The sequence below is a fragment of the Microbacterium sp. PAMC22086 genome (assembly GCF_019443525.1).
GTDB classification, from domain to species: Bacteria; Actinomycetota; Actinomycetes; order Actinomycetales; family Microbacteriaceae; genus Microbacterium; species Microbacterium maritypicum.
This window is the reverse complement of sequence record NZ_CP080380.1, coordinates 1100390-1126530: the sequence shown is the minus strand read 5'-3', so window position 1 is coordinate 1126530 and position 26141 is coordinate 1100390. Positions and strand designations below refer to the sequence as shown.

Here is a 26141-nt window from a genome sequence, read left to right as displayed (position 1 = left end):
GCCCCGCACACAACGGAGAGAACAATGGGCACCACCGTCTTCGAACGCCAGCCGCCGTCGCCGTCCGTCATCGACGCCTCGCTCCGCGACACCGACCTGCGGGTGTTCTGGCTCGACGACGTGGATCGGCCGACGCACCCCCGCCTCAACGGCACGGTCCGCGCCGACCTCGCGATCGTCGGCGGCGGGTACGCCGGCCTGTGGACGGCGGTGCGCGCGAAGGAGCGCGACCCCGAGCGCCGTGTCGTGCTGCTCGAGGCCTCGCGCATCGCCTGGGCCGCGTCCGGACGCAACGGCGGCTTCTGCGAGTCGAGCCTCACCCACGGCCACGAGAACGGGGTGAATCGCTGGCCGGAGGAGATCGACCGACTCGAAGAGCTGGGCCACGCGAACCTCGATGGCATCGGCGAGACGATCCAGCGGTACGGCATGGATGCGGAGTTCGAGCGCACGGGCCAGCTGGCCGTCGCCGTCGAGCCGCACCAGGTCGAGTGGTTCCGCGATGAGCCGGGCTTCCTCGACCGAAAAGCCGTGCGGGCCGAGGTGCACTCCGACACCTTCCTGGCCGGGGACTGGGACCGCGACGGCTGCGCGATGGTGCACCCCGCAAAGCTCGGCGTGGAGCTGGCCCGCGTCGCCGCCGACCTGGGGGTGGAGATCTACGAGCACAGCCTGGTGCGCGGGATCGAGGGCGACGGATCGGGACCGATCACCCTGGTGACCCCGAACGGCAGGGTGGTCGCCGATGCCGTGGCCCTCGGCACGAACGTGTTCCCCTCGCTCCTCAAGCGCAACCGCCTGATGACCGTGCCCGTGTACGACTACGTGCTGATGACCGAGCCGCTCACCACCGAACAGCTGGCATCGATCGGCTGGTCGAACCGCCAGGGCCTCGCCGACAGCGCGAACCAGTTCCACTACTACCGGCTCACGGGCGACAACCGCATCCTGTTCGGCGGCTACGACGCGGTCTACCACTTCGGCGGCAAGGTGCGGCCGGAGTACGAGGACCGCATCGAGAGCCACCGCCGGCTCGCCTCGCACTTCTTCACCACCTTCCCGCAGCTGGAGGGTCTGCGCTTCACCCACCGCTGGGCCGGGGCGATCGACTCGTCGAGCCGCTTCTGCGCCTTCTTCGGCACCGCTCGCAAGGGCCGCGTCGCCTACGCGACCGGATTCACCGGTCTCGGCGTCGGCGCCGCGCGCTTCGCGGCCGACGTCATGCTCGACAAGCTGTCGGGGGATTCGACCGAGCGCACCGAGCTGCGGATGGTGCGCGAGAAGCCCATCCCCTTCCCGCCGGAGCCCGCCGCGTCGATCGGCGTCAACCTGGTGCGGGCCGCGATGAACCAGGCCGATCACAACGAGGGCAAGCGCAACCTGTTCCTCAAGATGCTCGACGCCGTCGGAATGGGCTTCGACTCGTGAACGGTCTCGCCGCAGGGGCGGGAGTGGATGCCGGCGCCCTGGCACTCGATCACGAGCCGCTCCCTGCCGAAGAGGTGCTCGCCGGTTCGCCGACGACCGCCGTGCACGAGCTGGCGACGCTCGGCGGGATCGAGGTCGGCATCTGGGAGATGACCCCGGGCACCGCGACCGACACCGAGGCCGACGAGGTGTTCGTCGTGCAGTCCGGCCGCGCCACGATCGCGTTCGCCTCATCCGGCCTCCCCGACCTGGGTGGTGCGCACTCTGCACGCCCTGGCCGATGGGCTCCAGGCCGCGTGGATGCTCGATCCGTCCCTCGACATGGCCGCCGAGATCGAGCAGTTCCTCGTGCTGCTGCGTCCGTCCTGACGACCCGCGTCAGTCGAGCGTCGTCGCCTCGGCGTGCGGCATCCGCGCCCTCATGATCCGCACCGCCTCGGGGTTGTCGTCCACGAGCACGGCGTCCCGGCCCAGCGCCGAGGCCACCGCTCCCGTCGTGCCGCTCCCGGCGAACAGGTCGAGCACACGGTCGCCGGGACGACTCGATGCCGTCACGATGCGGCGAAGGATCCCCTCCGGCTTCTGCGTGGGATAGCCGGTCTTCTCCCGCCCCGTCGTCGGCACGATCGTGTGCCACCAGACGTCGGTGGGCAGCTTGCCGCGCGCGGCCTTCTCAGGGGTGACCAGTCCCGGCGCCATGTAGGGCTCGCGGTCGACCTCGTCGGAGTTGAAGACGTACTCGCGCGGATTCTTGACGTAGACCAGGATCGTGTCGTGCTTGGTGGGCCAGCGACTGCGCGACTTGGCGCCGTAGTCGTACGCCCAGATCAGCTCGTTGAGGAAGCAGTCCCGCCCGAACACCGCGTCGAGCATGACCTTCGCGTAGTGCGCCTCCCGATAGTCGAGGTGCAGATAGAGGGTGCCGTCGTCGGCGAGCAGCCGCCACGCCTCCTCGAGCCGAGGCATGAGGAAGGCGCCGTAGTCGTCGAAGCGGTCGTCATAGGCGCGCAGCATCCCGCGCACCCGCTCGTACGCGTGGCCGTGGAATCCGTGCCGCACCTCGGTCTCGGGCGTCCCCTCTGCAGAAGTCCTCGGATCCGAGCCGGCCGCCCCCGCGCGGTCGCCGGGTTCCGAAGTCGGGTCGACGCCCGGCACGGACTCTCGAGGAGCTGTGGACGTCCGCCGCGCGGTGACCACCTGCCGCTCCTGCGTGCGACCGGTGTTGAAGGGCGGGTCGAGGTACACGAGCGTGAACGATCCGGAGGGCAGGGTCGCGGCCACGGCGAGGTTGTCGCCCTCGACGATCGTGACCGCACCGCGCACGACGGGATCGGGCACGACGGGATCGGGCACGACCGGCTCGATCGCCGGCGCGGCGTCCGGCGGGTCCGCCGCGGTGGAGAGGTCGGGATCCGGCGCCGTCACGGCACCCGATGCAGCCACGCCTCGGTGGCGAACTTCGACTCGACGAGGGCTTCGGCATCGGCGTACTCGTCGGCCGAGATCGATCCGGTCTCGGCGTCGGTCAGCGAGCGGAACGTGTCCTTGAAACGCTCGATGATCTCGGCGCGCTCGAGCCCGGTCTGACTGCGCAGCGGATCGACGCGCTTTGCGGCGGAGGTCGTGCCCTTGTCGCTGAGCTTCTCGCGACCGATGCGGAGGACCTCGGTCATCACCTGTCCGTCGATGTCGTACGACAGGGTCGCGTGGTGCAGCACTCCCCCGTTGGCGAGGCGCTTCTGGGCAGCACCGCCGATCTTGCCGGTCGGACTCGCGATGTCGTTGAGCGGCTGGTACACCGCGTCGATACCGAGCGAGCGCAGCGCCTGCAGCACCCAGTCGTCGAGGAATGCGTAGGAGTCGGCGAAGGTCATGCCGTCGACGAGCGATGCGGGCACGTACAGCGAGTACGTGATGATCTGTCCGGCCGCCATCAGCATCGCCCCTCCGCCGGAGATGCGGCGGACGACGTCGAACCCGTGCGTCGCCGCGCCCTCGGGGTCGACCTCGTTGCGGTACGACTGGAAGGATCCGATCACGACGGCCGACTCGTTCCACTCCCAGATGCGCAGGGTGGGTCGACGGCGGCCCTCACCCACCCGCGAGGTGAGAACCTCGTCGAGGGCGAGGTTCATGCGCGGCGAGACGGCCTCATCGTGCACGATCTCCCAGTCGAAGTCACGCCAGCCCGGAGCGGTCACGAGCGCACGGCGCACCGCGGTGCCCACGGCCTCCGGGCTGAAGCCGAGCAGCTGGGCACCGTCGGGAAGAGCGCCGCGGACGGCGTTCGCGATCACGGTCGCGTCCGACTCGACCGGCAGTCCGTTCACGGCGGCGTTGATGTCGTCCAGCGCCGAGTCGGGCTCGAGGAAGAAGTCGCCGGCGAGGCGGAAGCGGGCGATCCGATCGTCCTCGATCTCGAGGTCGACGACGACGAGCTTTCCACCTGGGACCTTGTATTCACCGTGCACGGTTCCAGCTTAAGGCGCGCAGCCCCGGTTCCGGCGGGTCAGCCTCCGAGCACCACCACGCGCTCCCCGGCGCGGATGGGCGTCGAATACCGGTTGCCGACGGGCGGGAGCGGGCACACGAACTGGTCCGAGAACGCGCACGGTGGCAGGTAGGCGCGGTTGAAGTCGATCACGGCCGTGCCGTCGGCGGCGGGTTCGTCGACCGGGAGGAACCGGAAGCGGTACGTCTCGAGCCCGTTCGTGCCGTCGGCGAAGACCGCGCCCAGCGCTCCCTGCGCGCTCCGGGTCACGGTCAGCGTCTGCGGGGCCCCTGCCAGCTCGAACCGCAGTCGACCGGCGACGGGCGTCTCCCGCGCATCCCCGTCGACCGACGTGATCACGATCTGCTCGTCGGGCGTCTCCTCGAACACGGCCGGCAGCCGCCAGCGCTCGTCGGGGGCGTAGGCGTCGATCGCCGTGAACCACTCGCGCTGCGGACGGGCCGGGTTCAGCACACGCAGGGCGAGCGTGCCGTGGCGCTCGAACACGCGCAGCTCGCGGCGTCCGAGGCGGATGCTCTCACCGCCGCGCAGCACGACGGTGGATCCCACCCGACCGAGCTCGCTGCCGCGGATGCCCCCGTCACCGGTGAGCGCCCAGAGACCGGGGATGCCGTCGACGGCCGCCGCCTCGGTGATGAGCCAGTTCGTCGACTCCAATGCCGACGGACCGTACTCCGAGCCCGCGTAGCGCTCGCGTGACGCGTGCCAGTCCTGCCAGTCCTTCACGAAGCTCATCGGAGCGGTCCCTCCCGTGCGAGGGCACCGCAGAACGGGGCACTCCTCGCTCATGCGCGGAATATTGCCCCGAATCTACGGGGGCTCCGCGCCGGTCGAGGCAGCAGCGTCACACGCCTTCACCGCGCGTAACGCCGCGTCACACCGGCCTCATCCGGGAACACCTCACGCCCGCACCCACGGTCCTCGCCGAGACCCACCGTCACAAGCGTTCGCCACCGTGGGTATGGGCGAGGAGCATGGGTCTCGGCGATGAAGCCGCGAATCTCAGCGCGCGGGGATGTGCGTGTCGAGCCAGGCGAGCACGTCGGCACGCACCTCTTCCTGCTGCAGCTCCGCGAAGATCTCGTGACGCGCATCCGGGTACACGAGCGTCGTGACGTCGGTGAGGCCGGAACGGTTGCGGTACTCGTCGGCGAGCTTGTGCACGCTGCGGGGTCCGCCCACCGGGTCGTCCCGACCCACGAGCAGCAGCATCGGGATGTCGTATCCGAGGTCCTTGGCCGGGCGGCCGTAGAGCTTCGCGGCCTCGATCGGGCCGAAGAGCTTGAGCAGCGGCACGTCGGTGGTCAGCGGATCCTCGTCGAACGCGGTCCACACGGCAGGATCGCGGCTGAGCCACTCGAGACCCGTGGCCCCCTCGCCTGCCCAGCGCGCGTTGAGCGGCGCGGCGTTCAGCGAACCGGGCATCCGCAGCGCAGATCCGGAGAGGATCACGGCGTCCCAGGCTTCCGGGTGATCGTTGACGAGCATCTGCGCGAGGAACGAGCCCCAGGAATGCCCGAGCAGCACGATCGGGAGATCGGGGTTCTCCTCGCGGATGATGCCGGTCAGCTGCCAGACCGCCTCTTCGGCCGCGCGCAGTCCGCCCTTGCCCAGGCGTCCGAGCTTCTCGGGTCCGCCGTGCTGACGGATGCCGGTGCGTCCGTGCCCGCGGTGGTCGTCGGCGTAGACGTGGAAGCCGGCGCCGGTGAGCGCGGCGATCAGCGCTCCGTACCTCCCGGCATGCTCGCCGACGCCGTGCAGCAGCTGCACCACGCCCCGGGGCGTCCCGTGCGCAGGATGGACGTCATAGACGATGTCGACGCCATAGGCGTCGGTGAACTCGCGGGTATCCATCACGGTGCGAGCCTACTCACCCTGCGAGAGGGCGGCTACCGCGCGAGGGCGTCCCGGATCGCGAAGGCGATGTCGCGGTCGGTGACCTCGTAGCCGCCGACCCCGTCGGAGGCGGACCCCATGCGCACGCCCCCGTCCTCGGTCACGGCGCGCTTCGCGGAGAAGTGGATGGCGTCGACGCCCGCCGCCGCCAGCACCGGAGCACTGGTCACGTCGACGCCACTGCCGGCCATGATCTCGATCTCGCCCTCGGCGGCGGCGACCAGAGCGCGCAGCGTCTCGATGCCGTCGATCGCGGCGGATGCCCCGCCCGAGGTGAGCACGCGGCGAAGGCCGAGCTCGCGGGCGCTCTGCAGCGTCGCGACGGGATCGGCTGTCACGTCGATGGCACGGTGCAGGGTGACAGGCGCGCCCCCGGCGGCGTCGCGCAGACGGGCCATCGCGAAGAGGTCGAGGCGCCCTTCCGCGTCGAGAGCTCCGATGACGACACCTGCGGCACCGGCGGCGACCGCGCGGCGGACGTCGCGTTCGGAGACGACGAGCTCGTCCTCGGTGTAGTGGAAACCGCCAGCGCGGGGCCGGATCAGCACGTGCACCTCGGGGCCGTCGGCACCTGCCGCCTCGACGGCGAGCTCGAGGGTCGCGGGAGACGGGGTCAGCCCGCCGAGGGCGAGGGCCGTGGCGAGCTCGACGCGGTCGGCGCCGACTTCTGCGGCGATCCGCACTCCAGCGGGGTCCTGCACGGCGATTTCGAGAGCGAGCGTTCGGGTCACCCCTCCATTGTGCCCGCTGCCGAGACGGCATCCGAAAAATTAGATAGGCTATCTAAGTAATGTCTGCGTCTGATGAATCACTCCATCTCACCGCCACAGACCTTCGCATGGCCACGTTCCGGCTGGCCCGCCGCCTCCGCTGCGCCCGCGCCGCCGACTCGATGAGCGACGCGCAGCTGGCGGTGCTCGCCGACCTGCGCATGAACGGTCGCCGCACGGTCTCCACCCTCGCCGAGCGCGAGCGCGTCACGGCCCCCTCGATGACCAGCACGATCAACGGCCTCGAGGAGCAGGGCTACGTGGTGCGCACGCCCGATGAAGACGACCGCCGCCGTGTGCAGGTCGCCATCACCGCGGCAGGCACCGAGATCGTCGCCGAGACCATCCGTCGACGCGACGAGCTGCTCGCCGACATGCTGCGCGAGGTCGAATACACCGAGGCCGAGCTCACCACGCTGCGCGAAGCCAGCGCGCTGATGAGGCGGGTGGTCGAACGATGAGCGCCATGTTCCGCTCCTTCGCGAACATCAACTACCGGATCTGGTTCGCGGGCGCCCTGATCTCCAACGTCGGGGGATGGATGCAGGCCACCGCTCAGGATTGGGTGGTGCTCACCGAGCTGACCGACAACGACGCCACCGCGATGGGCGTGACGATGGCCCTGCAGTTCGGGCCTCCGCTCGTGCTCGTGAGTCTGACCGGGTGGGTGGCCGACCGCTTCGACCGACGGCACATCCTGTTCGCCACCCAGTCGGCACTGCTCGCCTTGGCCATCGCCGTCGGCGTACTGCTGCTGAACGACCTCATGACGCTGCCGATGATGTTCGGCTTCGCCCTCGGGTTCGGCATCGTGAACGCGTTCGACGCCCCGGCCCGGCAGGCGTTCGTCTCCGACATGGTCTCCACCGGCGACACCTCCAACGCGGTGGCCCTCAACTCGGCATCGTTCAACCTCGCCCGCATGGTGGGGCCTGCCGTCGGCGGCCTGCTGATCGTGGCGATCGGCTCGGGCTGGGTCTTCATCGTGAACGCGGCGACCTTCCTGGCGATGCTGCTCGCACTGATGCTGATGCGCCGGAGCCTGCTCGCTCCGCGTCTGAAGAACCGCAACCGCGGCGGACTCGCGGCCGGATTCCGCTACGTGTGGGGGCGCAGCGACCTGCGCGTGGTGTTCGTCACGGTGTTCCTGATCGGCGCGTTCGGCATGAACTTCCCGATCTTCGCCTCCACCATGGCTCTCGAGTTCGGCGCCGGGGCTGACGGGTACGGCGTGCTCAGCTCGGTCCTCGCGATCGGCTCGCTGATCGGAGCCCTGCTCGCCGCCCGACGCGATCGAGCCCGCGTGCGCGTGGTGATCCTCGCCGCCGGCGGGTTCGGCATCGCCGCTTTCGTCTCGTCGGCCATGCCCACATACGCGTCCTACGCCGTCACCCTGACCTTCACCGGGTTCATGATCGTGACCCTCCTCACCACCGCCAACGGCTACGTGCAGATCACCACCGATCCCGCTCTGCGCGGACGTGTGCTCGCCCTGTACATGGCGGTCATCATGGGTTCGACACCCGTCGGGGCGCCGATCGCCGGATGGGTCGCCGACACCTTCGGACCGCGCGCCGCGATCATGCTCGGCGGCACCGCGGGATTCGTCGCGTGTGCGATCGGCGTGATCTGGGTGGCGACATCTGGCCGCCTCCGGCGCGATGAGAATCGCCGCTTCCTGCTCACGCTCGACGAGACCCGCCCCCTCCGTGTGATCGAGGTCGACCCGATCGAGTTCAGCGACGAGGCGGCTGTGACCACACCGATCCGCAGCGCCAAGAAGAGCGAGCGCGAGAACTGACCCGCGTCGGGGCGTTTGTCAATGCCCTCTCCGAGACGAACGCCTCGACGTACCGTCGAGGCATGGACGAGAACACGGAACGCACCCCCCACCCGCAGGATCCGGCCGAGGGCGCGCGCCGCGTCGGAGGAGCCGACGAGGACTCCGGTCAGGGCGACGGCACCGGCGGCGCGATCCAGGGAGACAGCTCGCGCGGAGAGTCGACCGGCGGCGCCATCCAGGGCGACGCAGGCCAGGGACACCGCGCGGCGCTCGGCGGCGACGAGACCACCGAGGATCAGCTCGACGCCGACAACGAAGCAGAAGAAGACACCCTCAAGACGCTCGACCCGGACTCGCCGCCGGCCTGAGCACGCACGAGGGCAGCGCCACCGCCAGCCGTCGCCATCCCCAGGCCACGGCCCTCCCCTGCGGTGGCGTTGCCCGTGCCCGCGTACGCGGAGGCGGGATACGCCTGATCAGGCGCCCAGCACGAGCTTGAGCTGCTCCACCGCCCAGTCGAGTTCGGTCGCGCGGATCACGAGCGGCGGTGCGATGCGGATGGTCTGTCCGTGCGTGTCCTTCACGAGCACGCCGCGTTCGAGGAGCTTCTCGGCGATCTCGCGACCCGTGCCCTTGGCGGGATCGACGTCGACACCGGCCCAGAGCCCGGCGATGCGCACCGCGGTGACGCCGTGGCCGATCAGCGGCTGCAGCGCCTGCTCGAGATGGGCGCCGAGTGCACGCGCCCGCTCCTGGAACTCGCCCGTCTGCAGCATCTCGACCACGCGCAGGCCCACGGCCGCAGCCAGCGGGTTGCCGCCGAAGGTAGAGCCGTGCTCGCCCGGACGGATGACGCCGAGCACATCGGCGTCGCCGACCACGGCCGAGACCGGGAGGATGCCGCCGCCGAGCGCCTTGCCGAGCAGGTAGAGATCGGGCACGACGCCCTCGCGGTCACAGGCGAACGTCTCGCCCACGCGCCCGAGTCCGGCCTGGATCTCGTCGGCGATGAACAGCACGTTCTTCTCGTCGCAGATCTCGCGGATGCGGCGCAGGTACCCCTCCGGCGGGATCACGACGCCGGCTTCGCCCTGGATCGGCTCGACCAGCACGGCCGCCGTCTCGTCGGTGATGGCCGCGGCGATGGCCTCCGCGTCTGCGTACGGCACGACGTCGAAGCCCGGCGTGTAGGGGCCGAAGTCGTCGCGGGCCGTCTCGTCGTCGCTGAAGCTGACGATCGTGGTCGTGCGGCCGTGGAAGTTACCGGCAGCCACGATGATGCGCGCCTTGCCCTCGGGGATGCCCTTGACCCGGTAGCCCCATGCACGGGCGACCTTGATGCCGGTCTCGACGGCCTCGGCCCCCGTGTTCATCGGCAGCACGAGGTCTTTGCCGGCAAGCTCGGCGAGCGCCGCAGCGAACGGTTCGAGCCGGTCGCTCTGGAACGCACGGCTGACGAGCGTCACCCGTCCGAGCTGCTCGGTGAGCGCCGCGACGAGGGCCGGGTGCCGGTGGCCGAAGTTCACGGCCGAATACGCCGCGAGCAGGTCGAGGTAGCGCTTGCCCTCGACGTCGGTCACCCATGCCCCCTCCGCGCGGGCGATGTTCACCGGCAGCGGGTGGTAGTTGTGTGCGACGTGCGGCTCGGCGCCTGCCGCGGTGGTCTCGTCGAGCGCGGTCACTTCGCACTCCGCAGTTCGAGCGTGCAGCACTTGATGCCGCCGCCGCCGAGCAGCAGCTCGGACAGGTCGACCATGATGGGGTTGTATCCGCGCTCGCGCAGCTGCTTCTCGAAGCCCTTCGCACGCGGCGAGATGACCACGTTGTAGCCGTCGCTCGCCGAGTTCAGGCCGAACACCGAACCGTCTTCGTCCGACACCAGGATCGCGTCGGGGAAACGCTCCTCGAGGATGGCGCGGCTCGCGTCGTCGAAGGCACCGGGAAGGTAGGCGATGTTCGCGCGCTCCGGGCCGCCGTTTTCCATGCCCTGCACCGGGTCGAGCACGGCGATCGCGGTGTCGAGGTGGTAGAAGCGCGGGTCGACCAGGTTGAGCGAGACGACCTCGCGACCGAAGACCTCGCCGACCTCGCGGTGGCTGTCGCCCGTGGAGCGGAAACCGGTGCCGGCCAGGATCACGTCGCCGACGAGCAGGAAGTCTCCCTCGCCCTCGTTGACCTCCTTCGGCATCACGGTGTCGTACCCCGCGGCGCGGAACCACTCGGCGAAGGCCGGCGACTCGCCCTGGCGCTCGACGAAGCGGAACTCGGGCACGTAGGCGCGGCCGTCGATGAGGAAACCGCCGTTGGCCGTGTAGACCATGTCGGGGTACCCGGCGAGCGGCTCGATGAGCTCGACCTCGTGGCCCAGCTCGATGTAGAGGTCGTAGAGCTTCTGCCACTGGGCCACCGCGTTGGCGGTGTCGGTGGGCTTCGTCGGCTCCATCCACGGGTTGATGGAGTAGTTGACGGTGAAGTGCTCCGGCTTGCACATGAGATAGCGGCGGTGGTGCGCGGTGCGGGCGGGGGCGGTGGAGACGGCGGCTTCAGGCGTCGACATGGGTGCTCTCCTCGGAGGACGGGCGCGGCGGACGCTGTCCAGGGGCCCGGCGGTCCTTCGACCCTTCACTCGTTCAGAGCGGGCTTCGGGGAAGATGCGACTCGGGCACGCCGAGGTCCATTGTGTCACCCGCCCCCTGTACGCCGCCAGAGCGTCGTGCGGTGCCACCCCCATCCGGGCGGGATCAGGAGCCGGTGACCACGACCTTGCCGACGGTGTGACCGGCCTCCAGCCGCGCGAGGGCGGTGGATGCTTCGCCGAAGGGGTACTCGCGCTCGATCACCGGCACCACGCGACCATCGGCGACGAGCTCGAGGAGCTTCGCCAGCACCTCGGCGCGGGGCGACGCGGCGAGCGGTCGGATGCTCCGCGAGCCGATAGACAGGAACACGGCGCGCAGCATCCGCGGCAGAGGACCGAGCACGTGTCCGCCGTCGCCCGTGACCAGCACGACGTTGCCGCCGGGAACCACGAGGCGCTTCAGCTCTCGAAGCGGGATGCCTCCGGCGATGTCGATGATCACGTCGAATCGCCCGTCCGGTAGCGCGCTCAGCGGCGACACCCGGTGATCGAACGTGCGCACGGCGCCCAGCTGCTCGACCAGGGGAGCGTTTCGGTCACGGCAGCTCGCCCAGACCTCAGCGCCACGAAGGGCCGCGAGCTGCACCGCGAACGTGCCGACACCTCCGGAGGCGCCGATGATCAGGACCCGCGGCGTCGCACCGCCGGAACGACCGCCCTCCGAGATGCCCAACCCGGCGAGATCCAGCGCCTGCCACGCGGTTCCTCCCGCGACGGGGAGGCATGCTGCGGCCTCCGGCTCGACGCCGGTGGGGATCGGCACGAGTCGCGACGCGGGTACGGTCACGTACTCTCCGAGCCCGCCACCGCCGACCAGCTCGCCGACGACCTCCTCGCCGATCTCGGCGCCGACGACGTCGGGACCGACGGCGACCACGGTGCCGGCGACCTCGATACCGCGCACGAGGTATTTGGGACGGGTCATGCCGAACACCGGCCGCACCAGCAGAGGATCCCCGAGCAGGAGGCGCACATCGCCCGCGTTCAGGGCCGTGGCGCGCACCCGCAGCAGCACCTCCCCGCGGCCGGGCACGGGCACCGGGATGCGCTCGAGGGCGACGCCGTCGGCCGAACCGTAGGTCTCTCGGCTCCACGCCTTCATCGATCGGTTCATGATGCTGCTCCTGATGTGTCGGGGTATTCGAAGATGTCGTCGAGGCCGACGCCGAAGGCGCGGGCGATCTGGAATGCGAGTTCGAGCGTCGGCGAGTACTTCTGCTGTTCGATCGCGATGAGCGTCTGGCGCGTCACGCCGACCGTGCGCGCGAGCTCGGCCTGGGTGAGTCCGGCCTGTTCACGATGCAGGCGGATGGTGTTCGAGACGCGGGTGGGCTTGACCATCAGACGAGGCCCCGCCGGTAGGCGATCACCCGGGCGATGCAGCCGATGAAGGCCGACACCGCGAAGCCCGCGAACATCGTGTTCGCGATCCAGAAGACATCGGCGCCGACCGCGCACAGCGCGATGACGCCGAGTCCGGCGATCACCACGAAGCCCTGTTCCACACGGCCGCCCATCCGGCTGATGTCGCGGTCGCGGATGTCGGAGCGACCGACACCGTCGGGGTCTTTGATCCCGGCGATGAGCCCCCAGCCGATGGTGACCGCGATAGTGACGACGATGCCCCCACCGATCACCCACAGCATGAGCGGGAACCAATCGACGTCGGTGAGCGGGCCTCCCCCGGCGTCCTGGAGCACCAGCACGACGTACACGATCATCACGAGGGGGGTGAGGATCAGCCCGGCCCAGGCGTTGCGTTCTTCAAAGACCATGACGACTCCGATGTAAAAGATTGTTGACACGCTCAGCGTACGTCGACGCCGGAGGTGTGTCAAGAATTCTTTACACGAAGATCAGATCACATCGCTGCTCCACGGGTCGAGGTTGCCGTAACGGTGCGCGGTGATCGAGATCGACTGCTCGTGCACGAACGGCAGCAGCTCGATGCGCGCGGCGGCCGTCACCTCGCCGTCGTACACCGCGAGATCGGGATCACCGGCCGAGGCGGTGGCGAGCTTCGCGCGAAGAGCGGCGACCCCGTCACGGCCGCCGACCAGCCGCACCCGATCGCTCGCCGGCAGCGCGACGCCGTCGGAGGCATCATCCTGCCGCAGCATCCGCTGCAGCCACTCGTCGTCGCTCTCCAGGAACACCGGGGCATCGAGGTCGCCGAGGGCTCGACGCACGTCGGCGGGCACCCCCACCGGTGTCGAGATGACGAACTTCGCACCCGAGCGCACTCCGGCGATCACGACGCGCAGCAGGTCCTGCAGAGCCGCGTCGTCGGTCGCGCGAACCTCGACGGGCACTGGCCGGTAGCGGAAGAGGTTCCGCTCCACGCCCAGACGCGAGACGTCGCGCACCTGCCCGAACTCCCGGTCCCAGGCGAGCGCATCCGACAGTGCGGAGCGCCGGAGCCACTCGAACGACTCGTAGGCGAGCGACGACTGGGCCGATTCGATCAGGGCCGTGATGCGGGAGTCGAGCCCCCGCAGATGCAGGGTGCTGGAGGCCGGTCCGCCCGGCTGCGAACGCCACGACCCCAGGCCGATGAGGTAGTTCGGGCCACCGGCCTTGGCACCGGGACCGACCGAGGAACGTTTCCACCCGCCGAACGGCTGGCGCTGCACGATCGCCCCGGTGATGCCCCGGTTCACATAGAGGTTGCCGGCCTGCACCCGTCCGAGCCAGTACGACAGCTCCCCCGGGTCCTGGGTGTGCAGACCTGCGGTGAGCCCGTAGGCGACGGCGTTCTGCATCTCCACGGCGCGCGCGAACGTCGGCGCGTGCATCACCCCCAGCACCGGTCCGAAGAACTCCTCGGTGTGAAAGCGCGACCCCGGCTGCACACCGACACGGATGCCGGGCCGCCACAGCCGTCCGCTGCCGTCGTCTCCCGGTGCGAGCGCGGGCTCGATCAGCCACTGCTCATCGCCTTCGAGCTCGCTCAGCGCCCAGGCGAGCTTGCCGTGAGGCCGCTCGATCACAGGGCCCACCTCGGCCAACGGATCGGTCGGCTGCCCGACGTGCAGCGAGCGCACGGCGTCGGCCAGCTGGCGGGCGAACCGAGCCGAGCGTCCGACCGGACCCGCGAGGATCGCCAGCGACGCCGCCGAGCACTTCTGCCCGGCATGCCCGAAGGCGCTCTTGACGAGGTCGGCGACGGCGAGGTCGAGATCCGCCGACGGGGTGATGATCATGGCGTTCTTGCCGCTGGTCTCGGCGAGCAGCGGCAGGTCGGGCCGCCAGGAACGGAACAGCGCGGCCGTGTCCCACGCTCCGGTGAGGATCACGCGATCGACGGCGTCGTTCGTGATGAGCGCGCGCCCGAGCTCGCCCTCCTCGATGTCGACGAGTGCGAGGAGGTCGCGCGGCACCCCCGCCTGCCACAGGGTCTCGGCGATCACGGCAGCGCAGCGGCGGGCCTGCGGCGCGGGCTTGAAGACGACGCCGGAACCTGCGGCGAGCGCGGCGAGCACGCCACCGGCGGGGATCGCGAGGGGGAAGTTCCAGGGCGGTGCGACGACGGTGACCGCCGCCGGGACGAACACGGCTCCGGCGATCGCGTCGAGCTCGCGCGCCTTGGCCGCGTAGTAGCGGGCGAAGTCGACCGCCTCGCTCACCTCGACGTCGGCTTCGGCGAAGATCTTGCCCGTCTCGGAGGCCGCGACCTCGATGAGATCCCCCCGGCGCGATTCGAGCGCGGCCGCAGCGCGCAGCAGCACCTCGGCGCGTTCGGCGGCGGGCCGCGCGCCCCAAGACGGGGCCGCGCGATGCACGCCCTGCACGATCCGTTCGAGATCCTCCGCATCCGAGACCCGCGCGACCGCGATCGTGGCGGCGCCGAGGTCGGATGCGGGGATGCGCTCGCGCACCTCACGCGCCCACTCGCGGTTCGCAGGGAGGGCGGGGTCGCTGTCGGCGGTGTTCGAGAAGCCCGGCGCTCCGCCGGCATCCTGATCCAGCTCACGGGCGGAGTACACGGCGGTCTCGAGGAACGCCTCTCGTCCTCCGTCGTCGGAGCCGCGCGAGATGCCGAGCACCGCCTTGGTGAGGTCGGTCTCGGGCACCGGGGCTGCGGGGGCCGTCCGCACGGACTCGTGCACGGGCGCGCTGCGGTCTTGCGTGCGACGCGGCCCGATACGCAGCGTGGGGTCGCCCGCTCTGTCGAGCGCATCGAGGAAGCGGTCCTGCTCCCGCACGAACAGCGATTCGTCCTCGCCGAGGCGGAACGCGGCGGAGAGGAAGTTTTCCGACGAGGCGTTCTCCTCGAGCCGGCGCACCAGGTAGCTGATGGCCACGTCGAACTCGGCGGGCTCTACGACCGGCACGTACAGCAGCACCGGGCCGACCTCGCGCGAGACGGCCTGCACCTGCCCCTGTGCCATGCCGAGGAGCATCTCGAACTCGACGGCCTCGCGCACACCCCGCTCCCCCGCCAGCAGCCACGCGTAGGCGATGCCGAAGAGGTTGTGCCCCGCGACGCCGAGCTTCACGGCCGCGGCGTGCTCGGGCTGCAGCGCCCAGTCCAGGCAGCGCAGGTAGTTGGCGTCGGTGTCGAGCTTGGTGTCGTAGGTCGCGGGCGTCCAGCCGTGCATGCGCGCCTCGACGTGCTCCATCGCGAGGTTGGCGCCCTTGACGAGTCGCACCTTGATGCGGGCGCCGCCGTGCGCGACGCGGTCCTGCGCCCAGGCGGTGAGCTCCTGCAGGGCGGGCAGGGCGTCGGGCAGGTAGGCCTGCAGCACGATCCCGGCCTCGAGTCCGGTCAGGCGCGGGTCTTCGAGGATGCGCGTGAAGACCGCGATCGTGAGGTCGAGGTCGCGGTACTCCTCCATGCCGAGGTTGATGAAGGTGCCGTCGGCCGCCGCGGTGACGTACAGCGGCAGGAGGCGAGCGACCACCTCGTCGACGACCTCGTCGAACGCCCACATCGAGAGGTGGCTGATGATCGCCGAGACCTTGACCGAGACGTAGTCCACATCCGGGCGCCGGATGAGCGCGTGGATGCCGTCGATCCGCCGCCGCGCCTCCGTCTCGCCGAGCACGGCCTCACCGAGCAGGTTGAGGTTGAGACGGGAGCCGTTCGCCCTGATCCGCTCGATCGCCGCTCCGAGTTTCGCTGGGCGCGCGTCGACGACGAGGTGGCCGACCATGTCGCGCAGCACCCGGCGGGCGATCGGCACCACGGGCGAAGGCAGGATCTGCGCGACACCGCCGCCGAGACGCACCACCGAGCGCAGGTACCAGGGCAGGAATTCAGGCACGATCGGGGCGATCCGGTGCAGCTGCGAGGCCGCGGCGGTCAGGCTCTCCGGGCGCATGACGCCGTCGACGAAGCCGAGCGTGAACGGCAGACCGTTGACGTCCTGCAGCACCCCGGCGAGACGCTCGGCGGCAGGGTCGACCTCGGCGGCTCCTGCCTCGATCACCCACCGGCGGGCGAGCTCGACGGCCTGCTCTGCAAGAGGGACGGATGCCGCGGCATCGGGGGTGGTCGCTGCCATGGATTTCAGCCTAGTTCCCCACCCCGCCCGATCCCGTGAGCGCCGGATGGGGAAACGACCGCGGAGCCCCTCCGTTTCCGGTGGGGCTCCGCGGTGGACAAGATCGAGAGGCCACTCAGCCGCCGAGTTGTCCGTCGAGGTCTCTGATCGCGTTGGCGATCTTGTCCAGGCGCTGCACGGAAGACACGAGTGTGCTCGCCGCGGTGCTGAACTGCGATCGCGATGCCGCCGTGGAGACGCGTGCCGCGTCGCGCCGGAGCGCGGTCGCCGACGATCCCCCGACCGCCTGCGCAACGGACTCCAGAGTGCTGACGGCCCCCCTCGCGCTCGTGCGCTTCTGCTCGGCGGTCTTGGTCGTCGAGCGCAGGGTGGCGATTACATCTCTCAGCTTGTGCGCCGCGCTCTCCACCTTGTCGAGGGTGGCGTTGATTCCCGCCGCCGAGACGGAGGTGGGCGCCGCTTCCGATGCCACCGTGGCACCCGCCGGCACCGCACCGCCCCCAAGGATCACCGCGGCCAGCAGGCCGCCGGTCAGGATCTTCGTCATTCGACGCTGCATTTCATTCCTCCTCGATCGGGCCGACATCGGCTCTCGAAACGGTCCGAACTTTCAGGCTAGAGACCGCAGAGGTGGGTGTCTGTAGGGCATTCGGTGGACAAACTCGTCCTCCACCGTGACAGGGCCCGCATCGGGTCTTCCGCCCGCTCTCGGTTCTATGCTGTTGCCGTGGCCACGACGCCGCCGGAACCCCCGACCCAGGTTCCCGACCAGGCCGTCGTGGCCGCGAACGCCGGGGCACGTGCGAAGGTCCTCGGCTGGGCGCGACGCAGCATCGATCTGATCCCGACATCCTGGCTCCTCACCGGTGCCGGCGCGGTCCTCCTCGCGACCACGGCAATATTCGGCGGCCTCGAGGCCGCGGCCGTCTCTCCCACCCCTGTCATCGAGGTCGGAGAGACCTTCACCGGCTCCGACCTGGAGATGACCGTGATCGGCGTCGAGCTACGCGACGACCGCGGAAGCGCCGCACTGTTCCCCGACGAAGAGTCGGGAGAGCGACTGCTGGTCGTCGCGGTCGATGTCGTGAACACCTTCGACAAGCCTCGACCGTCGACGGCGGGCTCTGCATTGTCGCCGGTCGTCGACGGCATCCGCATCGATGGAATCGAGGAGAAAGGCACGCTCTCACACGCCGACGACGGGCAGGGCGCGCCATGGCTGCAACCGGACGTGCCTGCTCGCCTGCTGCTCGCCTGGATCGTCGGGCCGGACGATTTCCGCGATGGCGACGAGATCACCCTGACCCTCCCCGACTCCGACCACTACGTCGGGCAGAGCGTGATGCGCGGCGACTACTGGGGGGATGTCCGCGTCGGAGCGACCCTCACGGCGACGATCGATGAGGTGACGCTCCCGTGAAGAAGCGCGTCCTCGTCTGGCTCGCCACCGGCGCACTGGTCGTTGGTGCGTGGGGTGTCTCGAAGGTCACGCTTCCCGACGACGCCCCGAACGCCCCCTTCCCGACGGTCGCGCAGATCGGCGAGCGGGCCTCGACGCGCAACCTCGTGGCGACCGTGACCGCCGTGCACCTCACTCGCCGGGTCACGGATGCGGAGGGATGGTCAGCCGAGGGCACCTGGCTCGTCGTCGATCTCGAGGCCGCGAGCGGGGTCACGCAGGATCTGAGCACCCTCAGGGGCGCTGACCTCACCATCGGCGACCGCACGTTCCGCGCCACGGATCGCGGCACCACGTTCGCCGCTCAACGCCTGGTCACCGGTGTTCCCCGCGCCGGTAGCCTCGCCTTCGAGTTGCCGGACGACGTCATAGGCGACAGGGCAACGCTGCGTCTGAGTGTGCCGGGAGCGGGCGACCTCGGGGGCAGCCGCGACGGCGTGATCGATCTGCCGATCGACCTGGCCGCGCTCACCGTCGAGGCCGAGGTGCTTCTGGACGAGAACGGATGGGCGCGATGACGATCCCGCTTCCGCCGATACCGCCCGCGCCGCGGGAGGATCCTGAGACCGCGACCACCCCTGGAAAACCGCCGTCCTGGTGGCGGCGCAACACTCTGGCCCTGGTCGCACTCGCCCTTCTCCTGCCGGCGACCGCCTTCGCGGTCGGCTGGCAGGAGTGGTATCAGTACTTCGGATTCGGTGTCCGCGCGGTCACGCCCGTCGTGGTGCCGGAGGACGAGACGACGGATCTCGTCGGCGCGGTCTGGGGTCCGGTGCGCGGCGGGGACATTGAGGATGTCTCCGGCCTCGATATGCCGGAGCACGCGCGCCTGATCGCTGTCGCGATACCCGTGGACCCCGGCGCCGAGGGGATGGCCTGCGAGACGCCCACGCTCGTGGAGCAGTCGACGGGGCGCGAGTGGAGCCCTGTGCGTGCCGAAATCGGACTGGACTGGAGTGCCGACGAACCGGAGACCTGCCTCAGTGACCAGGCGATCCCCTATGAGCTGATCGTGCCGTTCGTGGTGCCGGACGATGTCGAAGGACCGTTCTGGGTCGACGTGCGACCCTACGACGCCGCCGCGTCGTTCGTGAGGTTCGACTTCGCACCCTGACCCTCGACGCTGTCCCTGACCTGCCCGCTGACCATCGCTGCCGCGACGGCATCCACCGACGAGGGCAGGAGCCCGGCGGCATCGGCGACGGCACGCATCTCCGACTCCTGCGGCGAGAGCCCCGTCGTGTCGGTTCGCTCCTGCTGTCGCCTACGCAGCCGCCCGAGAGTCGCGTCGTACGCGCCGCTGATCACCGCGATCCGCAGGGGTTCCATGAGCAGCAGGGGCACCAGCGAGACCAGTGGCGTCGCTACCGCCCAGAACAGATACTCCTGGGGGCCGATGAGTCGGGTGATGCCGAAGGAGAGGTACGACTCGAGCGCCTTTACGAGAACGTAGAGCAGAGCATACGAGCCGACGAGCAGCGGACCGGCGCGCCACATCAGCAGCAGAGCACGTCCGATCGGGCGAAAGCGCGCGCCGAGCTCTTCGCCTAGGTCCTTGAGCCGTCGCACGAGCGGATGGGGGATGACGGCCGCGTGCTCGCGCACACGGGCGATCAGCTCACTCTCCACACGCAGCTTCTCAGCAACGATCGCTTGGCCGAAGACCACCCCGGCGATGGTCAGCCAGGCGAGCGGGGCGAGGAGGACCGGTCCTGCTTCGGAGAGCACCCAGCCGACTCCCTCCCACAGCCAGCGCACCGGGGCGACGGCATCGAGCACCTGCTCCCTGACACCCTCGAGGAACACCATGGCCGCACGGCTGTCGACCCACGCCTTGATCATGTCGAAGATGTCGCCGAGCACCATCACCGAGAAGAAGACCCAGACGACCTCGAAGTAGACGGCGACCGGCGACAGCCATTTCGCGAGCTTCGAGGACCATTTGGACCACGCCCAGCGGCCGGCGAAGGCGAGCACGATGATCGAGACGGTCCACACGTTCAGTGGCAGGTTGAGCACGGTGTCCTGCGAGCTCACCAGCCCTTCGCCGTTGACGCTCGCGGTCCAGACGATGCCGTCGCGCACTTCGAGCGCCCGTAGCGAGTACGCACGCACGTCCTCCCCGAGCAGCCCCTGCGCCCAGTAGACGGCAAAGAAGGGCAGGATGCCGGCGAGAAGGGCCGAGAGGAACGTGCGACGGCGATCCGCGGTCGCCTCTGGAAGACGTGCGACCTCTTGCAGGTTGCGCAGACCGTCGCGCAGCACCAGGAACATCGCCACCAGACTCACCAGGCGCGCGAGGATCGCGAGGGGAAGGACGAGGAAGCCGACCGTGGCGGAGTATGCACCGATGAAGCCCGCGACCTCTGTGAGCACGTAGTGCACCAGGACGCCTGCAAGATACCACGCCATCAGCGCGGGCCAGTGCCTCCACAGCACGCGCCCGGTGGTCGTCAGAATCGCCAGCACAGGGTCAATATAACGCGGCTCGTGCGGGGGCTGCGGGCGACCTCACCCCCAGACGCTCGGAGCCTTCACCCGCACGGGAGGGAGGGCGGATGCCGCTGCCCAGTCGTGAACCCACGCATCGATCTCCGGCACGCCTTCGGGCTTGCCCACGGCGGCGAACAGCTCTTCGTTGCTGACGGTGCCGCCGGTACGGCGCAGCATGCGCGAGCGCACGATCACCCGCGCGTAGATCTCTCCGTCGACGACGGCCCTGTGCTCGAGGAACACCGCCTTGTCGTCGTGGCCGATGAAGCGCGACTGCACGTCGAAACGCTGCCACAGCTGCAGCGACTTGCGGAACGTCACGGTCTCGCTGGACACGACCGCGTACCAGCCGTGCTCCTTCATCGCGTCGAACAGCCCGGTTCGTATCAGCAGATCCCAGCGTCCGAGGTCGAAGAGCGACAGGTAGCGCCCGTTGTTCATGTGGCGCAGGATATCGATGTCGGTCGGCAGCGTGGTCAGGCGGATGCTGCTGACCGCCGACGCATCGAGGGTCTTCCCCCGTCGCACGCGGCGGCGAGCGCCGAGGATTACCAGGAGGGTCCGCCAGATCACGTTCACGAGGATCGATCGTAGCCAGGAGCGCACGATCAGCGAACATCGTTGTGCGAACCCTCCATGCCCGCGCATCGGGTGTCATCGAACATCCACTCGATTTCCTCTTCGTGGACGCCGCGCGTAGAGTCACGAACATGAGCGCCGAAGCCCAGCCTGAAGTCATCGTCCGTCCGGTCCGTGATGTGGATGCGGAAGCCCTCGGTCGCGTGCACGCGCAGTGCTGGCACGAGACCTACGACCACCTGATCAGCAAGGCGGCGCTGGAGAAGGTCTCGCCCCGCCGCATGGCCGAGCTGTGGACGCACTGGGCCTCGCAGGGCCCCGAGTTCACGATGAACGCCGCGCTCGTCGACGGCGAGATCGTCGGCTTCGTCGGCTCCGGTCCCGCCCGCGACAAGGACGCTCCCGCGTTCCGCGAGCTCTACTTCATCTACCTGCTCGATGCGTGGCACTCCACCGGCATCGGCCAGAAGCTGTTCGACGCGGCCGTCGAGAAGGACGAGCCGCTGTATCTGTGGGTCGTCGAGGACAACCCCCGCGCGCACCGGTTCTACGCGCGCAACGGCTTCCGCCTCGACGGCGCATCGCACACCGAGCCGTTCCTGGGCGAGACGCTGACCGAGGTCCGCTTCGTCCGCCCCTGATCGATCGCACACGCGAGCGCGGGCCGTCTCCCCGAGGAGGCGGCCCGCTCTCGCTGTCTGCGCTGATGCTCGCGCGACGGCAGGTCAGAGGCGCTCGATGATCGTCACGTTCGCGACACCGCCGCCCTCGCACATCGCCTGCAGGCCATAGCGTCCGCCGGTGCGCTCGAGTTCGTTCAGCATGGTCGCGAGCAGCCTCGTGCCGGTCGCACCGATCGGGTGGCCGAGCGCGATGCCGCCGCCGTTGACGTTGACCTTCTCGTAGGGGGCGTCGAGCTCGCGCATCCAGGCGAGGACCACGGGAGCGAAAGCCTCGTTCACCTCGAACAGGTCGATGTCGCCGATGCCGAGCCCCGCACGCTCCAGAGCGTGCCTGGTCGCCGGGATGGGCGCCGTGAGCATGAGCACGGGGCTGGCGCCGCGGACCGTCATCTGATGGATGCGTGCGCGTGGGGTGAGTCCGTGTTCGCGCACGGCCCGTGCGCTCGCGATGAGCACGGCGCTGGAGGCATCGCTGATCTGCGATGACACGGCGGCCGTGATCCGTCCGCCTTCCCTGAGCGGCGCGAGCTGTGCCATCCGCTCCAGGGTCGTGTCCCGGCGCACGCCTTCGTCGTGGTCGAGACCGTTCAGCGGGGCGATCTCGTTCGAGAAGCGACCTTCGTCCTGCGCGACGGCCGCGCGGCGGTGGCTCTCCAGGGCGAACTGCTCCATCTCCTCGCGGGAGATGTCCCACTTCTCGGCGATCAGCTCCGCACCGGCGAACTGCGAGATCTCCTGGTCGCCGTACCTCTCGCGCCACCCCGGCGACTCCGCATACGGGGTGGTGAATCCGTAGGCCTCCCCCACGATGGCCGCAGCGAGCAGGGGCACCTGCGACATGTTCTGCAGACCGCCCGCGATCACGAGGTCGTTCACGCCGCTCATCACGGCCTGCGCCGCGAAGTGCACGGCCTGCTGGCTCGATCCGCACTGGCGATCGATCGTGACACCGGGCACATGCTCGGGGAATCCGGCGACCAGGGCGGCGGTGCGTGCCACGTTCCCCGCCTGTCCGCCGATCGCGTCGATCGCCCCCAGCACCACGTCGTCGATCACCCCGGGGTCGATCCCGACCCGATCGACCAGCGCGCGGAGGCTGTGCGCGCCGAGATCAGCCGGATGGATGCCGGAGAGCGATCCGCCGCGCCGTCCGACCGGGGAGCGGACCGCATCGATGATGTACGCCTCGGCCATGATCTTCCTTCCGTCGTCGAGAATGATCCTTCACCGTGTGGGTGCAGTCGCGGCATCCGACGGGAGGAGCAGGTGGAATCGCTCGCACACCACGGGCATGTCCGGCTCGTATCCGCGGGGGTTCTCGGAGTGCAGTCGCCAGAAGCGCTCGTGCACCTCACGCCAGTGCGCGAGCGTGCGGTCGCCCTCTCCCTCGGCGAAAGCGTGCTCTTCGTCGACCTGGTCGAACGGCACGACCTCGACCGCGACGGTCTCGATCACGGCTCGCGGCACGTCGGCACCGTCGAGGAGTATGCTCAGCTCGCCCACGCGCGGCAGCGGTTCCCCGGCCTGTTCGTAGTCCCACAGCGCGGAGGCGGTACCCACCTTCACTCCGCTGATCACCAGCGCCAGAAGCTCGTCGGCCTGCTGCGGTGTGGCACCGAAACCCCACGCCTCCGGCTGTGCTTCGGGCAGGCGGGGATCAGCCGCCCTCGCCCGTCGCCAGAAGGTCTCGATGTCGATGCTGTCACTCACTCCCTCAGGCTAGCTCCGGCTCAGCGTCCGGAGACCTTCCCGAACGCCTTCGCGATGGGGGCGAGCACGAGCGGGCGGGCGGCCACCCACGCGATCGCGATCACCACGAGCGAGAGGACGAACACCCAGAATCCGGTCCAGGTGACCGCATCCTGCGCCGCGAACATGTGGTTCAGGTTGCGCAGGAATCCGGTCAGCATCACGAGCGCGACGTGGGCGATGATGAACGCCACGAAGTAGAGCATGATCGGGAAGTGCAGCGCCCGCGCCCACTCGACCGGGTACGCCTTCGACAGCTTCTCGGCCTTCTTGGGCCACAGCCCCGACATGCGGAACCCGGTGATCGCCGCGAGCGGTGCGGCGATGAACACGGTCGCGAAGTAGGCGAGCTGCTGCAGGCTGTTGTAGTTGTTCCAGCCGTTCTCGTGCGGCCAGTCGAACGAGACGTACTGCAGTGCCGCCGACAGCGCGTTCGGGAACACCTCCCAGCTCGTCGGCACGATGCGCACCCAGTGCCCGGTGACGAACAGCAGGACCACGAAGATCACGCCGTTCACGAGCCACAGGATGTCGAGCGACTGGTGGAACCAGAGGTTGAGGCTGATCTTCCCCTTGGGGTTGCCCCGGGGCGTCCAGAACACGGTCGGCCGCTTCTCGGTGCGCACCTGCAGGCCCGAGCGGATGATCAGCACCATCAGGAACATGTTGAAGAAGTGCTGCCAGCCGATCCAGGGCGAGAACCCGGGCTCGACCGCGATCGCGGGTTCGTACTCGCCGGGGAAGGCTGCGAGGAAGTCCTGCATGAACGGGAAGCTCAGGAGCGTCCGCACGAAGGCGATCGCCGCTCCTGCGAGCACTCCGAGCGCGGCGGCGCCGAACAGCACGCCGATCGCCTGCGTCCAGGTCGGACGACGGCGGACGGTTGCCGGCGCCGGTGCGGCAAGGATGTGACGCGGTGCGCTCCCGTTCCACACCGTGCGGGTCCAGGGCAGAGGCGTCGAGACGTCGGCGATGGCCGGAGCAGAGCCGGCGACGGCCACGGCGGTCGACGCCGCTGCAGGCGTTTCCACGGCTGGCGCTTCCACGGCGGCAGCGGGCGTGCTCTCGGAGGCGACGGGCTCGAGAAGAGCGGATGCTGCGGCTGTCCGCACGAGCGGAACAGTATCCGCGGGCGGCCAGGGGTCGCCACCGACCACTCGGGGCAGGCCACGACGGACACCGCCGGCCGCGGCGTGCTGCGCCTCGGGTTCGGCGACTGCGGACGAGGGGGCGGTCGATGCGGCGGCCGCCTCCGGCGCGGTCGCCATCGCCGTCGACACGGGAGATGCTGCCTCTGCGGCCGGTTCCGCCGTCGTCGTGTGCGGAGCGGGGGCCGCGGCGGCGGAGGGGGCAGTCTGCGGCGGCCAGGGCTCTCCGCCCGAGACCCGCGGCAGACCGCGACGGATGCGCAGTGCTCCGGAGGTCGCCGGAGAAACGGCATCCGTGGGCGGCGCAGGAGCGACCGCCGGCGCCGGATCCACCGCACCGGTCGTCACCCCGCTGTCGACGGCGGCGACCGCAGCCGGCGTCACCGTGTGCGCCACCGGCTCCGGGGCCGCACCGGCCTCCGGTTCCGCTGCGGCCGCGTCGACGGCCACCGCATCAGCGGGAGGCCAGGGCTCTCCACCCGGCACGCGCGGCAGACCGCGTCGCAGCATCCGCATCGCCATGGCTACTTCTTCCGCGCCTCGAGGGCGGCGATCACCTGCGGGACCACGGCGAACACGTCGCCGACGATGCCGAAGTCCGCGACGTCGAAGATCGGCGCCTCGGGGTCCTTGTTGATCGCGACGATGTTCTTCGACGTCTGCATGCCCGCGCGGTGCTGGATCGCTCCGGAGATGCCGAGCGCGACATACAGCTGCGGCGACACCGACACCCCGGTCTGACCGACCTGGTGCGATTGCGGGATGTACCCGGCATCGACGGCTGCCCTGGAGGCGCCGACGGCCGCGCCGAGTGCGTCGGCGAGCTCCTCGACGAGCACGAACTTCTCCTTGGACGCGAGGCCCCGACCGCCGGAGACGACGCGCGTCGCTCCGCGCAGCTCGGGACGGGAGGAGGCGACCTCGACCGCCTCGACCGGACCTGCCGTCGCCGCGACGGCGCCGGACGGCGTGACATCGAGCACCTCGACCGAGTGCGACGGCACGGCCTCGGCACGCGCATCCACCGCACCCTGGCGCACCGTGATCACGGGGGTGCCGAAAGTAGGAGCCGAATCGACGAGATACGCCCCGCCGTAGACCGAGTGATGCGCGAGCACTCCCTCGTCGTCGCGTGAGACCCCGACGGCGTCGACCGACAGCGCGCTCTTCGTGCGCACCGCGAAGCGTCCGGCCACATCACGACCGGAGATGGAGTTCGAAATCAGCACGGCGTCGGGGCGCACCTGCGCGGCTGCGGCCTGCAGGGCGTCCACGATCGGCACGGTGAGCGCTGCGGGGTCGCCGTCGGCGGTCAGCACGACGGATGCTCCTGCCGCGGCAGCCTGGTCCACCGCGGCGGGGCTCCCGCCGACGATCAGAGCCACGGGCGAGCCGATCGTGGAAGCAGCGCCGAGGAGCGCAGCCGTGCTGCTCGCGACGTAGCCGGAAGGATCGACGTCGATGAGGACGAGGATCGGGTTCTCGGAGGAAGTCAT

At 69.8% G+C, this 26141-nt stretch carries 27 protein-coding genes; 9 read left to right on the top strand and 18 right to left on the bottom strand.

Annotated features, from left to right (window positions below; genetic code table 11):
* The first annotated feature begins 24 nt into the window (after window positions 1–24).
* Window positions 25–1428 (top strand): FAD-binding oxidoreductase, encoded by a 1404-nt coding sequence (locus tag KY497_RS05580; RefSeq protein ID WP_141387031.1) that lies wholly within the window; start codon window positions 25–27, stop codon window positions 1426–1428.
* On the top strand, window positions 1425–1853 hold the full coding sequence (locus KY497_RS16630; RefSeq protein ID WP_229778975.1) for a hypothetical protein: 429 nt from the start codon (window positions 1425–1427) through the stop codon (window positions 1851–1853). The genes KY497_RS05580 and KY497_RS16630 overlap by 4 nt, the downstream gene beginning before the upstream one ends.
* Here the strand turns inward: KY497_RS16630 and KY497_RS05570 are convergent.
* The 5 genes from KY497_RS05570 to KY497_RS05550 all read right to left on the bottom strand — a co-directional run bounded on the left by KY497_RS05570 (window position 1807) and on the right by KY497_RS05550 (window position 6567).
* Window positions 1807–2793, bottom strand: a complete 987-nt coding sequence (locus tag KY497_RS05570) for a site-specific DNA-methyltransferase (protein ID WP_371861302.1) — start codon at window positions 2791–2793, stop codon at window positions 1807–1809. The genes KY497_RS16630 and KY497_RS05570 overlap by 47 nt on opposite strands.
* 56 nt (window positions 2794–2849) lie before the next feature.
* Window positions 2850–3899 carry a biotin/lipoate A/B protein ligase family protein gene (locus KY497_RS05565; RefSeq protein ID WP_219870028.1) on the bottom strand — a complete coding sequence of 350 codons (1050 nt, stop codon included), beginning with the start codon at window positions 3897–3899 and terminating at the stop codon, window positions 2850–2852.
* Between the two features lie 38 nt (window positions 3900–3937).
* A complete protein-coding gene (locus tag KY497_RS05560) occupies window positions 3938–4675 on the bottom strand; it encodes a DUF1684 domain-containing protein (protein ID WP_141387035.1) in 738 nt (245 codons plus the stop codon).
* Between the two features lie 267 nt (window positions 4676–4942).
* Complete coding sequence (locus KY497_RS05555) at window positions 4943–5794, bottom strand: alpha/beta fold hydrolase (RefSeq protein WP_219870303.1); 852 nt, start codon at window positions 5792–5794, stop codon at window positions 4943–4945.
* Window positions 5795–5829: 35 nt separating this feature from the next.
* On the bottom strand, window positions 5830–6567 hold the full coding sequence (locus KY497_RS05550) for a copper homeostasis protein CutC (protein WP_055866040.1): 738 nt from the start codon (window positions 6565–6567) through the stop codon (window positions 5830–5832).
* 59 nt (window positions 6568–6626) lie between these two features.
* Between KY497_RS05550 and KY497_RS05545 the strand changes: the two genes are divergently transcribed.
* The 3 genes from KY497_RS05545 (at window position 6627) to KY497_RS05535 (ending at window position 8757) form a co-directional block, all read left to right on the top strand.
* On the top strand, window positions 6627–7067 hold the full coding sequence (locus KY497_RS05545) for a MarR family winged helix-turn-helix transcriptional regulator (RefSeq protein ID WP_055866042.1): 441 nt from the start codon (window positions 6627–6629) through the stop codon (window positions 7065–7067).
* 5 nt (window positions 7068–7072) lie between these two features.
* Entirely contained in the window at window positions 7073–8407 is a 1335-nt protein-coding gene (locus KY497_RS05540) for an MFS transporter (protein ID WP_082524278.1), read from the top strand.
* A 62-nt stretch (window positions 8408–8469) separates the two neighbouring features.
* Window positions 8470–8757 carry a hypothetical protein gene (locus KY497_RS05535; RefSeq protein ID WP_055866047.1) on the top strand — a complete coding sequence of 96 codons (288 nt, stop codon included), beginning with the start codon at window positions 8470–8472 and terminating at the stop codon, window positions 8755–8757.
* Between the two features lie 108 nt (window positions 8758–8865).
* On the opposite strand, the gene rocD is transcribed toward KY497_RS05535, so the two are convergent.
* The 7 genes from rocD to KY497_RS05500 form a co-directional block, all read right to left on the bottom strand.
* On the bottom strand, window positions 8866–10071 hold the full coding sequence (gene rocD, locus KY497_RS05530; RefSeq protein ID WP_127483050.1) for an ornithine--oxo-acid transaminase: 1206 nt from the start codon (window positions 10069–10071) through the stop codon (window positions 8866–8868).
* Complete coding sequence (ddaH, locus tag KY497_RS05525; RefSeq protein ID WP_219870027.1) at window positions 10068–10946, bottom strand: dimethylargininase; 879 nt, start codon at window positions 10944–10946, stop codon at window positions 10068–10070. The genes rocD and ddaH overlap by 4 nt, the downstream gene beginning before the upstream one ends.
* Window positions 10947–11130: 184 nt before the next feature.
* Window positions 11131–12141 (bottom strand): NAD(P)-dependent alcohol dehydrogenase, encoded by a 1011-nt coding sequence (locus KY497_RS05520; RefSeq protein WP_219870026.1) that lies wholly within the window; start codon window positions 12139–12141, stop codon window positions 11131–11133.
* Entirely contained in the window at window positions 12138–12368 is a 231-nt protein-coding gene (locus KY497_RS05515; protein ID WP_141387043.1) for a helix-turn-helix transcriptional regulator, read from the bottom strand. The genes KY497_RS05520 and KY497_RS05515 overlap by 4 nt, the downstream gene beginning before the upstream one ends.
* Entirely contained in the window at window positions 12368–12802 is a 435-nt protein-coding gene (locus KY497_RS05510) for a hypothetical protein (RefSeq protein WP_055866060.1), read from the bottom strand. The genes KY497_RS05515 and KY497_RS05510 overlap by 1 nt, the downstream gene beginning before the upstream one ends.
* An 81-nt stretch (window positions 12803–12883) precedes the next feature.
* Window positions 12884–16534, bottom strand: a complete 3651-nt coding sequence (locus tag KY497_RS05505) for a proline dehydrogenase family protein (protein ID WP_219870025.1) — start codon at window positions 16532–16534, stop codon at window positions 12884–12886.
* 115 nt (window positions 16535–16649) lie between these two features.
* Complete coding sequence (locus KY497_RS05500; RefSeq protein WP_219870024.1) at window positions 16650–17093, bottom strand: hypothetical protein; 444 nt, start codon at window positions 17091–17093, stop codon at window positions 16650–16652.
* A gap of 168 nt (window positions 17094–17261) precedes the next feature.
* On the opposite strand from KY497_RS05500, the gene KY497_RS05495 reads away from it, so the two are divergent.
* Genes KY497_RS05495 through KY497_RS05485 form a run of 3 tightly spaced genes read left to right on the top strand, consistent with a single transcriptional unit; the run spans window position 17262 to window position 19107 of the window.
* Window positions 17262–17954 (top strand): DUF4352 domain-containing protein, encoded by a 693-nt coding sequence (locus KY497_RS05495; RefSeq protein ID WP_219870023.1) that lies wholly within the window; start codon window positions 17262–17264, stop codon window positions 17952–17954.
* Complete coding sequence (locus KY497_RS05490; RefSeq protein WP_219870022.1) at window positions 17951–18511, top strand: hypothetical protein; 561 nt, start codon at window positions 17951–17953, stop codon at window positions 18509–18511. The genes KY497_RS05495 and KY497_RS05490 overlap by 4 nt, the downstream gene beginning before the upstream one ends.
* A complete protein-coding gene (locus tag KY497_RS05485) occupies window positions 18508–19107 on the top strand; it encodes a hypothetical protein (protein ID WP_219870021.1) in 600 nt (199 codons plus the stop codon). Before KY497_RS05490 ends, KY497_RS05485 begins: the two co-directional genes overlap by 4 nt.
* Here KY497_RS05485 and KY497_RS05480 read toward each other — a convergent pair.
* Both KY497_RS05480 and KY497_RS05475 read right to left on the bottom strand, forming a co-directional pair.
* On the bottom strand, window positions 19062–20462 hold the full coding sequence (locus KY497_RS05480) for a hypothetical protein (protein ID WP_127483059.1): 1401 nt from the start codon (window positions 20460–20462) through the stop codon (window positions 19062–19064). The two genes, KY497_RS05485 and KY497_RS05480, sit on opposite strands and share 46 nt — an antisense overlap.
* Window positions 20463–20504: 42 nt before the next feature.
* Entirely contained in the window at window positions 20505–21065 is a 561-nt protein-coding gene (locus tag KY497_RS05475; RefSeq protein WP_031205706.1) for an acyl-CoA thioesterase, read from the bottom strand.
* 131 nt (window positions 21066–21196) lie between these two features.
* Between KY497_RS05475 and KY497_RS05470 the strand changes: the two genes are divergently transcribed.
* Entirely contained in the window at window positions 21197–21706 is a 510-nt protein-coding gene (locus KY497_RS05470; RefSeq protein WP_174799584.1) for a GNAT family N-acetyltransferase, read from the top strand.
* 84 nt (window positions 21707–21790) lie between these two features.
* On the opposite strand, the gene KY497_RS05465 is transcribed toward KY497_RS05470, so the two are convergent.
* From KY497_RS05465 to KY497_RS05450, 4 genes are read right to left on the bottom strand one after another with little or no spacing between them, the layout of a single operon-like run.
* Window positions 21791–22942 carry an acetyl-CoA C-acetyltransferase gene (locus KY497_RS05465; protein WP_141387057.1) on the bottom strand — a complete coding sequence of 384 codons (1152 nt, stop codon included), beginning with the start codon at window positions 22940–22942 and terminating at the stop codon, window positions 21791–21793.
* Window positions 22943–22972: 30 nt separating this feature from the next.
* Window positions 22973–23458, bottom strand: coding sequence for an ASCH domain-containing protein (locus tag KY497_RS05460; protein ID WP_219870020.1), 486 nt, complete (start codon window positions 23456–23458; stop codon window positions 22973–22975).
* Between the two features lie 20 nt (window positions 23459–23478).
* The gene (locus KY497_RS05455; protein WP_219870019.1) at window positions 23479–25167 is read right to left on the bottom strand and encodes a cytochrome b/b6 domain-containing protein; all 1689 of its coding nucleotides are present in this window, start codon (window positions 25165–25167) and stop codon (window positions 23479–23481) included.
* 2 nt (window positions 25168–25169) lie between these two features.
* Window positions 25170–26141, bottom strand: a complete 972-nt coding sequence (locus tag KY497_RS05450) for an electron transfer flavoprotein subunit alpha/FixB family protein (RefSeq protein WP_055866071.1) — start codon at window positions 26139–26141, stop codon at window positions 25170–25172.